The organism is Streptomyces flavotricini (assembly GCF_020639365.1).
GTDB classification, from domain to species: domain Bacteria; phylum Actinomycetota; class Actinomycetes; order Streptomycetales; family Streptomycetaceae; genus Streptomyces; species Streptomyces flavotricini.
Window position 1 is genome coordinate 7,847,683 of the sequence record NZ_JAINUL010000001.1, and the last position, 11,797, is coordinate 7,859,479.

At 73.2% G+C, this 11,797-nt stretch carries 10 protein-coding genes and 1 pseudogene; 7 read left to right on the forward strand and 4 right to left on the reverse strand.

Features of this window, described 5'->3' with window-relative positions:
• Together K7B10_RS35895 and K7B10_RS35900 are read left to right on the forward strand one after the other, a co-directional pair.
• On the forward strand, positions 1-1,186 hold a 1,186-nt coding region (locus tag K7B10_RS35895), incomplete at its 5' end, for an MMPL family transporter (protein ID WP_229343181.1).
• On the forward strand, positions 1,183-1,953 hold the full coding sequence (locus tag K7B10_RS35900; protein WP_229343183.1) for an LmeA family phospholipid-binding protein: 771 nt from the start codon (positions 1,183-1,185) through the stop codon (positions 1,951-1,953). The genes K7B10_RS35895 and K7B10_RS35900, both read left to right, overlap by 4 nt.
• A gap of 57 nt (positions 1,954-2,010) precedes the next feature.
• On the opposite strand, the gene K7B10_RS35905 is transcribed toward K7B10_RS35900, so the two are convergent.
• Entirely contained in the window at positions 2,011-2,598 is a 588-nt protein-coding gene (locus K7B10_RS35905) for a TetR/AcrR family transcriptional regulator (RefSeq protein ID WP_229343185.1), read from the reverse strand.
• A gap of 75 nt (positions 2,599-2,673) precedes the next feature.
• Here K7B10_RS35905 and K7B10_RS35910 point away from each other — a divergent pair, with 75 nt between their 5' ends.
• The gene (locus tag K7B10_RS35910) at positions 2,674-3,615 is read left to right on the forward strand and encodes an NAD-dependent epimerase/dehydratase family protein (protein ID WP_229343187.1); all 942 of its coding nucleotides are present in this window, start codon (positions 2,674-2,676) and stop codon (positions 3,613-3,615) included.
• Between the two features lie 55 nt (positions 3,616-3,670).
• On the opposite strand, the gene K7B10_RS35915 is transcribed toward K7B10_RS35910, so the two are convergent.
• Complete coding sequence (locus tag K7B10_RS35915) at positions 3,671-4,156, reverse strand: helix-turn-helix domain-containing protein (protein WP_229343189.1); 486 nt, start codon at positions 4,154-4,156, stop codon at positions 3,671-3,673.
• A 649-nt stretch (positions 4,157-4,805) separates the two neighbouring features.
• Between K7B10_RS35915 and argG the strand changes: the two genes are divergently transcribed.
• The 3 genes and pseudogenes from argG (at position 4,806) to K7B10_RS35930 (ending at position 8,226) form a co-directional block, all read left to right on the forward strand.
• Entirely contained in the window at positions 4,806-6,254 is a 1,449-nt protein-coding gene (gene argG / locus K7B10_RS35920) for an argininosuccinate synthase (protein ID WP_229343191.1), read from the forward strand.
• 146 nt (positions 6,255-6,400) lie between these two features.
• Positions 6,401-6,726, forward strand: a pseudogene (locus K7B10_RS35925) (protein kinase family protein); the annotation flags it as partial.
• A 312-nt stretch (positions 6,727-7,038) separates the two neighbouring features.
• The gene (locus K7B10_RS35930; protein ID WP_229343193.1) at positions 7,039-8,226 is read left to right on the forward strand and encodes an epoxide hydrolase family protein; all 1,188 of its coding nucleotides are present in this window, start codon (positions 7,039-7,041) and stop codon (positions 8,224-8,226) included.
• On the opposite strand, the gene K7B10_RS35935 is transcribed toward K7B10_RS35930, so the two are convergent.
• On the reverse strand, positions 8,193-9,140 hold the full coding sequence (locus K7B10_RS35935; RefSeq protein ID WP_229343195.1) for a helix-turn-helix domain-containing protein: 948 nt from the start codon (positions 9,138-9,140) through the stop codon (positions 8,193-8,195). The genes K7B10_RS35930 and K7B10_RS35935 overlap by 34 nt on opposite strands.
• Before the next feature lie 95 nt (positions 9,141-9,235).
• Here K7B10_RS35935 and K7B10_RS35940 point away from each other — a divergent pair, with 95 nt between their 5' ends.
• Complete coding sequence (locus K7B10_RS35940; protein ID WP_229343197.1) at positions 9,236-10,297, forward strand: saccharopine dehydrogenase family protein; 1,062 nt, start codon at positions 9,236-9,238, stop codon at positions 10,295-10,297.
• A gap of 58 nt (positions 10,298-10,355) precedes the next feature.
• Here K7B10_RS35940 and K7B10_RS35945 read toward each other — a convergent pair whose 3' ends face one another.
• A complete protein-coding gene (locus K7B10_RS35945) occupies positions 10,356-11,768 on the reverse strand; it encodes a M1 family metallopeptidase (RefSeq protein WP_229343198.1) in 1,413 nt (470 codons plus the stop codon).
• Between the last annotated feature and the right edge of the window lie 29 nt (positions 11,769-11,797).

Sequence of the window (11,797 nt, forward strand, 5' to 3'; positions counted from 1 at the left end):
TGCCGCGGACCGGCCGCAGGCCTCGCCGCCGCCCGCCCGCGGCTGGGCGCGCATCGCCCGCCACGTCGCCGACCGGCCGTGGCGGTACCTGCTCGCGGGCCTGGCCTTCTTCGTCCTGCCGGCGCTCGCCGCGGCCCAGCTGTCCTTCGGGCAGCTCGACGGCGGCGACAAGTCCCCCGGCACGTACGGCCGTACGGCCTACGACCGGCTCGCATCCGCATTCGGCCCGGGCGTCAACGGACCGCTCCAGGTGACCGACAGGCTGCCGAAACCGGCCTCCGGCCCCGCGGACCCGGCCGTCACGTCCGTAGGCCGGGCGCTGAAGGACACGAGCGGGGTCGCCGCGGTCGGACCCGCCCAACTGAGCCGCGACGGCCGGACCGTGCGCTGGCAAGTCACCCCCACCACCGCGCCCGGCGATCCCCGTACCGCCGCCCTGGTGCACCGCCTGCGCGAGCACACCCTCCCGCCGGTCACGAGGAACACCGGCCAGGAGGCCCACGTGGGCGGCGTCCCCGCGACCCAGCTGGACCTCAACGAACGGCTCGCGCAGCGTCTGCCCGCCGTCATCGGGGTCGTGCTCGCCGTCGCCGGGCTGCTCCTCCTCCTGGCCTTCCGCTCGCCGCTGGTCGCCGCCAAGGCCGCCGTACTCAACCTCCTTTCGGTGGCCGCCGCCTACGGCGTGCTCACCGCACTGTTCCCATGGGGCTGGGGAGCGGCGCCGCTCGGCCTCGGCGGACCCGTGCCGATCCCCGGCTACGTACCGCTGCTCATGTTCGCCGTCCTGTTCGGGCTCTCCATGGACTACGAGGTCTTCCTGCTGAGCGCCGTCCGCGAGGCGTGGCTGGCCAGCGGGGACAACCGGGGCGCGGTGATCACCGGCCTGGCGCGGACCGGCAGCATCATCACCTCCGCCGCGCTCATCATGGTGTGCGTCTTCCTCGGCTATCTCCTGTGGGACGACCCCGTCGTCAAGATGTTCGGGATCGGCCTCGCCACCGCGGTCGCGCTCGACGCCACGGTCGTCCGCGGGCTGCTCGTCCCCACCACGATGGTCCTGCTCGGCAGAGCCAACTGGTGGCTGCCGGGCCCGCTCGACCTGCTCCTTCCGCAGATGCACGTCGAAGGCGGCGAGGAGGCCGTCGTCCGTACCCGAGCCGTCCCCGAACCCGTGAGGAACGCATGAACCACCGCACCTCCCAGGCCGACGCGCGCGCGAAGGCCGTCGTACGAGGAACTGCCGGACGGGGGACTGCCGTACGCGCCACCGCCGCGAGGCGGCCGCGCCGCGCCCGGTGGTGGGCGCCGGCCGGAGCGTGCGCGCTGCTCGCCGTCCTCCTGCTCGCCGACCGCGTGGCGGCCGGTGTCGCCGAGGGCCGGATGGCCGACCGGATCGCGGCGCGGCAGGGCGCGCTGGTGGCGGCGCCGAGCGTCTCCATCGGCGGCTTCCCGTTCCTGTGGAGCGCGGCGGCGGGAACCTACCCGGAGATCGAGGTGGAAGGGCGGGCGAATACGGAGGACGGGTTGCCCGTCACCGCCTCCTTCGACCTGCACGACGTGTCCAGGACGGACGGCGGGTACGCGGCGGCGCGGGCGCGGGCGGAGTTCAAGGTCCCGCTCGACGCCCTCGGGGCGAAGAGCGGTCCCGGTGTCCGGCTGACCGGGCACGACGGGCGGCTGGAGATCACCCGGTCCGTCATGGGCGTACCGCTGGTCGTGACCGCCGCGCTGGGGCTCACCGGTGACACCGTGACGCTCGAACCGACGGCGGCTTCCTTGGCCGGGCGTCCCCTGAACCCGGCCAGTCCCCAGATCGCGGCCGCGCTCAAGGCGGCGGAACGCAAGCTCCCTGACCTGCCCCTCGGTCTCGTCCCGTCCGGGATCTCCGTCGACGGCGGCGCGGTCACGGTGCACGGCGAGGCGAAGGACGTCACCCTTCCCGGCGAGGCGTGAGGAGTCCCGGGCAGCGGCTCTTCGCCCGGGATTCGACCCTTCACCGCACTCGGCCGGTCACGGGCCGGGGGGTGTGGCGGCGCGCAGGCCTTCGAGCAGGGTGGCCAGGTAGCGGTGGGCGGTGTCGACGCGGGCGGCGGCATCGCGTGCGCCGTGGACGTCCACGGCGTACGCGAGACCGCACATGAGCGGGACCAGATCGCCCGGGGCCAGGTCGGGGCGGACCGCCCCGGCCGCGCGGGCCCGGTCGAGCAGTACCCGGCCGGTCGACCACAGTGCCGCCTTGAGTTCCGTGGTGCGCGGCAGGGCGTCTTCGGGGGCGGCCGTGACCGGGGCCAGGGAGGCGTCGGTGACCTGCGCTTCGAGGGTGCGGGCCAGGAAGGCCTCCAGCGCGCGCCAGGGGTCCGGGTCGGCCAGCGCCCGCTCGCCGTGGGCGGTCAGGGCCTCCAAGCAAGGGGTGGCGACGGCCTCCAGCAGCGCCTCGGGCGTCGCGAAGTGCCGGTATACGGTGCCGACGCCGAGTCCGGCGCGCCGGGCGACATCGTTGAGCTGCAGCGTCGTGCCCTGGTCGACCAGGGCACGGGCGACGGCGATGATCCGCTCCCAGTTGCGGGCCGCGTCCTTGCGCAGTGGCGTCGTCGTCATGGGGCGATGGTAACCGGATGGATCATCCGAATGGATCCCGGCGGGGGCGGGCGATGATCGCGCTAGTGTTCGCCCGTGAGCCTTCATGTCGTCATGGGATTCGGGCCCGCAGGGGCCGCCACCGCTCGACTCCTCGTAGAGGAGGGGCATTCGGTACGGGTCGTGACCAGGTCGGGCCGCGGCGCCGAGCCCGGCATCGAGCACCTCGCGCTGGATGCCGCGGACGGCAGGCGGCTGGCCGGGGCGGCGCGGGGCGCGGCCGCGATCCACCACTGCGCCGCTCCGCCCTACCACCGCTGGGCGGCCGAATGGCCTCCGCTGATCGCGTCCGCCTGCGGCGCGGCCGAGGAGACCGGGGCCGTCCTGGTCATGCTGGGCAACCTCTACGGCTACGGGCCCGTGGACGGCCCCCTGACCGAGGAGCTGCCCCTGGCGGCCACCGGGGCCAAGGGCCGGGTGCGCGCGGCCGGTTGGGAAGCGGCGCGGAAGCTGCACGACGAGGGCCGCATCAGGGCGGTCGAGGTGCGGGCCTCGGACTTCTTCGGGCCCGGCGTGACCGACGGCGGGCACCTGGCCGGGCGCGTCATGCCGCCGCTGCTCCGCGGAAAGCCCGTCTCCGCCCTCGGCGATCCGGACGCCCCGCACAGCTGGAGCTACCTCCCCGACGTGGCCCGGACCCTGGTCGAGGTCGCGGGCGAGGAGCGGGCCTGGGGACGCGCCTGGCACGCTCCGACGGGACCCGCGCTGTCCGTCCGGGAAATGGTGGACCGGCTCGCCGCCCGGGCGGGAACGGGACCCGTGGCGGTGCGCCGGATGCCGTCCGTCGTACTGGGCGCGGCCGCGCTCTTCTCGCCGCTGGTCCGTGAACTGAAGGAGATCCGCTACCAGTTCGACAGTCCGTTCGTCGTCGATTCGACGGCGTACGAAACGGAGTTCGCCGCACGCGCCACTCCCGTCGACGAGCAGGTCGGGGCGACGGTGGACTGGTGGCGCGAGCGGTTGGCCACCCCGCGCTGACGGCCCGCGTCGGAACGGCGGTCCTGGTGGGCCGGTCGTTCCCTCCAGGGGACCCTCACCCGGGATCCGGGGGGCCCGCGGCACGGGAGGGGCCGGCGGATTCCGGGGGCTCCGCGGGGTCGGTGACGGGCGGAAGGCCCTGCATCTGCCGGTACTGGTCCATGATGGCCGTGATGGCCAGGAGATGCTCCTTCTTCATGCCGGCCGCGCGCATCGCCACGGAGCGCACTCCTGCCTGACGCAGGACCTCGATGGCGGCCATCTCGCCGAGCACCGACTCGGCGACCTCGTCGTCGAAGAAGTAGGCGACCGATACGCCGAAGAAGCGGGCGAGGGCGGCCAGCAGATCCGGTGAGGGGTTGGAGCGCTTGCCCGTCCGCAGCTGTGAGAGGTAGACGCCGCCGGCCTTGATCTCGGGATTGACCCGCTTCAGCTCCTCGGCGACCTCGGCATTGGTCCAGCGCTTGCCCTTGGGGCGAACCGTCTTGAAGAGGTCGTCCAGACGTACTGCCAGCACGGGCCGGTCGTCAGCCTCGGACACTGCGCATCTCCCCCCGCCACCTCCCTGACATTGCTCTCAGCTATTTTCCAGTTTTGCAGATTAGCGGTCAGTTGACAATCTGGCGCGACTCCGCCACCGTGGACCCCGTCGATAGCTGGCAGCTAACTTTGCTTCACGGGGGTAGTCGAGTGAGTTGCCGGTCGCATCGACCCGGCTCGGACCGGCCCTCGGGGGATGGGGGCCGGTCTGGCCGGGGTGTGTCCTCAGGCCCGGCCGCACACGGGGAAACCCGCCCGGCCTGACGGGGGGCAGACCGGGCGGGAGCTCTCGACCCGCTTAACTGATCTTACGTTGGACGGACGCGACTTGGGCGAGCCGGCCGCCTCCGTCAGTCAAGTCGTCCGGGCCGCGGGCGTCGAACTCGCCCGCGTGCCTGCTGCGATCGGGGACGCTCCCGGTGTGCTTCGCCTGCAGGGCCCGCCCCGTCTGAGCCGCCTCGGCCCACGCCCGCCCGCGCTCGTGGCCCGCCCCCGGATCCGTGTCCCCGCTGCCGGTCGCGGACCGGTCGATATGCGGGCGCACGTCCCGCCACCCGGCCCGTCGGCTCCGCCCCCTCGTAACACCTGGTCGGCGAGCGCGGCGTCAGCCCGGGTTTGCATAGCCATGCGTTTAAGTGCATACTCTTCCTATGTCAAAGGTTCTCACCTCCCTGCCCACCGGCGAGCGCGTCGGCATCGCCTTCTCCGGCGGCCTCGACACCTCCGTCGCGGTCGCGTGGATGCGCGACAAGGGTGCCGTCCCCTGCACCTACACCGCCGACATCGGCCAGTACGACGAGCCCGACATCGCGTCGGTGCCCGGCCGTGCGAAGGCCTACGGTGCCGAGATCGCGCGCCTGGTCGACTGCCGGGCGGCGCTGGTCGAGGAGGGCCTGGCCGCGCTCGCGTGCGGCGCGTTCCACATCCGCTCGGGCGGTCGTGCGTACTTCAACACCACTCCGCTCGGCCGCGCCGTCACCGGCACGCTGCTGGTCCGGGCGATGCTGGAGGACGACGTACAGATCTGGGGCGACGGCTCGACCTTCAAGGGCAACGACATCGAGCGGTTCTACCGCTACGGCCTGCTCGCCAACCCCCACCTGCGCATCTACAAGCCGTGGCTCGACGCCGACTTCGTCCACGAGCTCGGCGGGCGCAAGGAGATGTCCGAGTGGCTCCTCGCCCACGGGCTGCCGTACCGCGACAGCGCCGAGAAGGCGTACTCCACCGACGCCAACATCTGGGGCGCCACCCACGAGGCCAAGACGCTGGAGCACCTCGACACCGGCGTGGAGACCGTGCAGCCGATCATGGGCGTGCGGTTCTGGGACCCGTCGGTCGAGATCGCCGCCGAGGACGTGACCATCGGCTTCGACCAGGGCCGCCCGGTGACGATCAACGGCAAGGAGTTCCACTCCCCGGTCGACCTGGTGATGGAGGCCAACGCCATCGGCGGCCGCCACGGCATGGGCATGTCGGACCAGATCGAGAACCGCATCATCGAGGCCAAGAGCCGCGGCATCTACGAGGCGCCCGGCATGGCCCTCCTGCACGCCGCGTACGAGCGGCTCGTGAACGCGATCCACAACGAGGACACCCTCGCGCACTACCACTACGAGGGACGGCGCCTCGGCCGGCTCATGTACGAGGGCCGCTGGCTGGACCCGCAGGCCCTGATGGTCCGCGAGTCGCTCCAGCGCTGGGTCGGCTCGGCCGTCACCGGCGAGGTGACCCTGCGGCTGCGGCGCGGCGAGGACTACTCGATCCTCGACACCACGGGCCCGGCCTTCAGCTACCACCCGGACAAGCTCTCGATGGAGCGCACCGAGGACTCGGCGTTCGGCCCGGTGGACCGGATCGGCCAGCTCACCATGCGCAACCTCGACATCGCCGACTCGCGCGCCCGGCTCGAGCAGTACGCCGGCCTCGGCATCGTCGGCACCGCGCACCCCGAGCTGATCGGCGCCGCCCAGGCGGCGGCGACCGGCCTGATCGGCGCCATGCCGGAGGGCGGTGCCGAGGCCATCGCCTCCCGCGGCGAGGTCTCCGAGGACGACGAGCTGCTGGACCGCGCGGCGATGGAGTTCGGCACCGACTGATCGACGTGCGGGCCCGGCCCCGGGCGGTTCGACACGTTGACACGACGTGCGGACCGCCCGCGGTGCTGTCCGCGTCCTGCGCCGATCCGAATGTGTGTGCCACTGCGCTGAGCCTGCTCGGTACGCGAGTTGACGAACGGCGATGGATGGGGCGTGTGGTGACGGCGATGATCGGATGCGGCGGCATGGGCGTGGTCGCCCGCGCCGTGGACGTACTGCTGAACCGGGAAGTCGCCGCCAAGGTCATGCGGGCCTGCACCGACGCCTCCGCGGTCGAACTGACCGATCTGCGCACGCGGATGCAGCGCGAGGCCCGGGCCGCCGCCCGCATCCGGCCCGGCGGTGTGGTCACCGTGCACGATGCGACCGAGGAGGGGGCCTCCCCGTCATCGTGATGGAACTCGTCGACGGGCCCTCGCTCGACGCCGCGCACCGGGCCGGGGTCCTGCACCGCGACGTCACTGTCGGCGATCGTCACCGAGCCGCTTCCGGAGCCCCGTCGGGCGGGAGCGCTCACGCCCGTACTGCGCGCCCACGCCGAGTGGCAAGAGCGGCGGCTCGACCCCGAAGGCATCGGCCACGCCGCCGGCCGAGCCCACTCCCGTGTCGACGAGCTGCACCGGCTGGAGCCATCAGGACCGGAACCCGGGAACCCACGGCGCAAGTGGACCTACGTCCGCGCCACCGACACGAACGCGTCCGGCTGGATGTCCCATGACAACCTCACCCGCCAGAACGGCTCGCCGAGCCGCTGCTGACCGCTGCCGACACTAGGATGCGCCCCATGCCGGACGCCTCCCCCCGCCCCGAGCCGTTCACCCCGCACACCGACCCCGCCGCGCTCGAAGACCTCCGCGCGCGCTTGCGCGCCACGCGGTGGCCGGACGCACCCGAGGGCGCCGAGTGGTCCCTCGGGACCGACCTCGCCTACCTGCGCGAACTCGTCGCCTACTGGGCGGACGGGTTCGACTGGCCGGCGCAGGAGGAGGCACTCGCCCGGCTGCCCCGCTTCCGGGTGCCGCTCGGCGGGCTCGGGATCCACTTCGTGCACGCCCGAGCCGTCGCCCCGGCCGGGGCACCCGTCCTGCCGCTGCTCCTCGGGCACGGCTGGCCGGACTCGTTCTGGCGGTACTCGAAGGTCGTCCCGCTCCTCGCCGACCCCGCGGCGCACGGCGCCGATCCCGCCGACGCGTTCGACGTGATCGTCCCCGACATGCCGGGGTTCGGATACTCCGAGCACCCCGTGGGCCAGCCCCTCGACGCCGTCGCCGTCGCCGGGCTGTGGGCCGAGCTGATGGAGGTGCTCGGATACGAGCGGTTCGGCGCGGCCGGCGGGGACGTCGGCAGCCACGTGAGCCGCTACCTGGCGCTCGACCACCCCGAACGGGTCGTGGCCGTCCACCGTACGGACGCGGGCCTGCCGCTCTTCACCGGCGATCCGGCGGAACTCGCGCCAGAGGAGCGCGCCTGGCTGGAGGAGACCGCGGCCTGGGGCGCGGCCGAGGGCGGGTACGTCGCCATGCAGCGTACGAAACCCCAGACCGTCGCCTTCGGGCTCACCGACTCCCCGGCCGGACTCGCCGCGTGGATCGTCGAGAAACTCCGGGCGTGGAGCGACTGCGGCGGGGACATCGAGCGGAGCTTCACGAAGGACGAGATCCTCACGAACGTCACGCTCTACTGGCTCACGGGAACGATCGGCCCGTCCATGCGCATGTACCGCGCGAACGCCGCGATCCCGCCCGCCCAGCACGCCCGCCGGGTCGAGGTGCCGTCCGGATTCTCGATCTTCCACGGAGACGTCGTCCGCCCGCCGCGGGCATGGCTGGAGCGCACGGCGAACGTCGTGTACGCGACCGAGCCGCCGCGCGGCGGCCACTTCGCACCGTTCGAAGAGCCCGAACTGTACGCCGAGGAACTCCGCGCGTTCTTCCGCCCCTACCGCGCGGCGGTCCGGAACGTGCGCCGGTAGGCGTCCGGCGGGACGCCGACCGTACGGTTGAAGTGGCGGCGCAGCGTGGCGTCGGTGCCCATGCCCGTGGCCGTGGCGATCGTTCCGACGGTCTCGTCCGTGGTCTCCAGGAGCTCCTGGGCGCGGTGGATGCGCTGGGTCAGCAGCCAGCGCAGCGGAGTGGTGCCGGTGACGTCGGTGAACACCCGCGCCAGGTGGCGCGAGCTCATGCTCGCCCGCCGTGCCAGGTCCTCGACGGTCAGCGGCTGGTCGAGCCGTTCCATCGTCCAGGCGAGCAGCGCGTCCAGGGGGTGGTCGCGCGGTTCGGGCACCGGAGTGGTGACGAACTGGGCCTGGCCCCCGGCCCGGTGCGGTGGGACGACCAGGCGCCGGGCGACCTGGTTGGCGACGGCCGAGCCGTGGTCGAGGCGGACCAGGTGCAGGCACAGGTCCATCGCGGCGGCCTTGCCGGCCGAGGTGAGCACGCTGCCGTCGTCCACGTAGAGCACGTCCGGATCGACGTCCACCCGGGGGTACTTGGCGGCCAGCGCGGCGGCGTGCAGCCAGTGCGTGGTGGCCCGGCGGCCGTCCAGCAGACCCGCCGCCGCCAGCACGAACGCGCCCGTGCACAGGGAGGCCACGCGGGCGCCCGCCTCGTGCGCGGCGCGCACGGCCCCGACCAGCTCGGCGGGCGGGTCCGCGTCGAGGTCGGCGCAGGCGGGGACGATCACGGTGTCGGCCTGCACCAACCTGTCCAGTCCCGCGTCGGGTTCGACACGGAAGCGGCCGCCGACGGGCACGGAAGGCGGGCCGCACAGGACGAACTCGTACCAGGGGTCCGCCAGATCCGAGCGGTCGACCCCGAACACATCGCAGGCCGCGGCGAGTTCGAAGTGAGGTACCCCGGGCGTGACGGCCAGCGCGACAAGGCTCATGTCCGAAAGTGTACGGGGCGTGGCATTACCGCACCTGCCGCACGACGGCCGCGGCGGGCACGATGGCACCAGTGATCGACCGACGGGGGAGCCTCATGGAATCGAATCGAGCGGTGGCGGCGGTAACGGTCTTCGGGGCGTACGGGCACACCGGACGCTTCGTCGTCGCCGAGCTGCTGGACCGGGGTCTGACCCCGGTCCTGTCCGGCCGCGACGCCGGCAAACTCCGCGCGCTGGCAGCGGAGTTCCCCGGACTCGACGTCCGGCCCGCGTCGGCCGACGACCCGGACGCGCTCGACCGCGCGCTGGCCGGCGCCGCCGCCGTGATCAACTGCGCCGGACCCTTCGCCGAGACCTCCGCACCCGTCATCGAGGCGGCGCTGCGCGCACGGATCGCCTATCTCGACGTCGCGGGCGAAGTGGAGGCCGTCGCCGACACCTTCGCCGACTTCGCGGACCGGGCCCGCGAGGCCGGGATCGTGGTCGTGCCCGCGATGGCGTTCTACGGGGGCCTCGGCGATCTGCTCGCCACCGCCGCCCTGGGCGGGGCCACGGCGGCCGACGAGATCGACATCGCGTTCGCCCTCAGCAGCTGGCAGCCCACCGCCGGGACGCGCGGGTCCGGCCGGGTGTCGCGGAGCAGGCGCGAGGGCCGCCGGCTCGTCTACGCGAACGGCCGGCTGGAGCTCCGTACCGACGCCGCGCCCACCGGGCAGTGGTCCTTCCCCGCCCCGGTCGGGGACCAGGACGTGATCGGCGAGTTCACCACCACGGACACCGTGACCATCGCCCACCACCTGTCCGCCCCGGACATCCGGACCTTCATGACGACCGAGGCGGTCAAGGACGTACTGGCCCCGGACACGGCAGCGCCGCAGCCGGTCGACGAGCGGGGCCGCTCCGCGCAGACCTTCCTCGTCGACGTCACCGTCCGCACGGGCACCGCCCGGCGCCGTGCGGTGGCCCGCGGGCAGGACATCTACGCGGTCACCGCGCCCCTCGTCGTCGAAGCGGTGGGCCGGATCCTCGACGGACGGGTCAAGGCGGCCGGCCTCGTCGCCGCGCCCGGAGAGATCTTCGACGCGCACGCCTTCCTGACCGCGCTGGCCCCGCACCACCTCGCGTACGAACTCGGCGCGGCCGAGCCGCGCGGCTGACCGGCGCTCCGGCCGGGGGTCCGGCCGGAGACCCGCTCCCCGCCCCCGCCCTCCGGTCTCAGGCGGAGGTCCGGCCCCGGCTCGGGCGGCCGTTCGTGGGCGGGTACCCGGGCTTCGCCGGCGTCGAAGCCGAAGGCCGTACGGGCCGGGGCAGCGGCAGCGGAGGCAGGGGAGTCTCGTACAGCCAGGCCGAGAACACCTCGTCCACCGGCTCGGCCGCGTACCGGGCCACGTGCGTGGTGAAGGCGGCGGTGCTCACCACACCGTGGCGGTGCACGGTGGTCCAGTCGCGCAGCATGCGGAAGAACGCGCCGTCGCCCAGGGCGCAGCGGATCGCGTGCACCGCGAGCCCCCCGCGCTGGTACAGGCGGTCGTCGAACATCAGTTTGCGACCCGGGTCGACCAGCCGCAGGTCCTGCGGCTGCGAGGCCAGCAGCCGGTGCGCGGCGGCCGCGTGCTCGTGGGCGGAGCGGCCGCCGGAGCGCTCCGACCACAGCCACTCGGCGTACTTCGCGAAGCCCTCGTTGAGCCAGATGTGCCGCCAGTCGGCGATGGTCACGCTGTTGCCGAACCACTGGTGCGCGAGTTCGTGGGCGACGAGCCGCTCCGATCCGCGGGCACCGTCGACGTGGTTGGCTCCGAACAGGGAGAGGCCCTGGGCCTCCACCGGAACGTCCAGCTCCTCGTCGGCGACGACCACGGCGTACTCCGCGAAGGGATAGGGCCCGAACAGGTCCTCGAACAGCTGCATCATGGCGGGCTGCCGGGCGAAGTCGCGGGAGAACTGCGACAGCAGGTGCGCCGGTACGTGGGCGCTCATCGGCACGCCGCCGAGCCCCGGGTCACCGAGCAGTACCGTCTGGTACACGCCGATGGCCAGTCCGACCAGGTAGCTGGAGGTCGGTGCGGGCTGCTCGTACACCCAGGTCGTCGTGGACGCCCTGGTCGTCCGGGTGAGCAGCCGCCCGCCCGCCACCACCGTGTACGAGGAGGGGGTGTTGATCGAGATCTGGTACGAGGCCTTGTCGGCGGGCCGGTCGTTGCACGGGTACCAGGAGGGCGCGCCGACCGGCTGGCTGGCCACCAGCGCTCCGTCGGTCAGCTCCTCCCAGCCGATCCCGCCCCAGGGGCTGCGGACCGGCTTGGGGTTGCCCGCCCAGTGCACCTCCACCGTGAAGGCGGCGCCGGCGGGCAGCGGCTTGGCCGGGCGGATGCGGAGCCTGCCGCCCCGGTGGGTGTAGTGCGGGGCCCGGCCGTTCACCATGACCCGGCCTATTTTGAACTCGGCCAGGTTCAGGTGGAACTCGGTGAGCGGCGCCCGCCCGGCGATCGCGCTGATCCGGGCGGTACCGGCCAGCCGGTTGGGGCCGGGCCGGTACTCCAGAGCGAGTTCGTACCGGTGCACGCGGTAACGGGAGTCTCCGTTGTCGGGGAAGTACGGGTCCGATGCCGCTGTTCTCTGGCCGTTCATAACCGCTTCCGCTCCCTGCGCTGTGCCCG

What these genes read in the sequence shown, in the direction of transcription:
- K7B10_RS35900 (WP_229343183.1), top strand. Translation starts at nt 1,183, where the DNA reads ATGAACCACCGCACCTCCCAGGCCGACGCGCGCGCGAAGGCCGTCGTA.
- K7B10_RS35905 (WP_229343185.1), bottom strand. Translation starts at nt 2,598, where the DNA reads ATGACGACGACGCCACTGCGCAAGGACGCGGCCCGCAACTGGGAGCGG.
- argG (WP_229343191.1), top strand. Translation starts at nt 4,806, where the DNA reads ATGTCAAAGGTTCTCACCTCCCTGCCCACCGGCGAGCGCGTCGGCATC.
- K7B10_RS35930 (WP_229343193.1), top strand. Translation starts at nt 7,039, where the DNA reads ATGCCGGACGCCTCCCCCCGCCCCGAGCCGTTCACCCCGCACACCGAC.
- K7B10_RS35935 (WP_229343195.1), bottom strand. Translation starts at nt 9,140, where the DNA reads ATGAGCCTTGTCGCGCTGGCCGTCACGCCCGGGGTACCTCACTTCGAA.
- K7B10_RS35940 (WP_229343197.1), top strand. Translation starts at nt 9,236, where the DNA reads ATGGAATCGAATCGAGCGGTGGCGGCGGTAACGGTCTTCGGGGCGTAC.
- K7B10_RS35945 (WP_229343198.1), bottom strand. Translation starts at nt 11,768, where the DNA reads ATGAACGGCCAGAGAACAGCGGCATCGGACCCGTACTTCCCCGACAAC.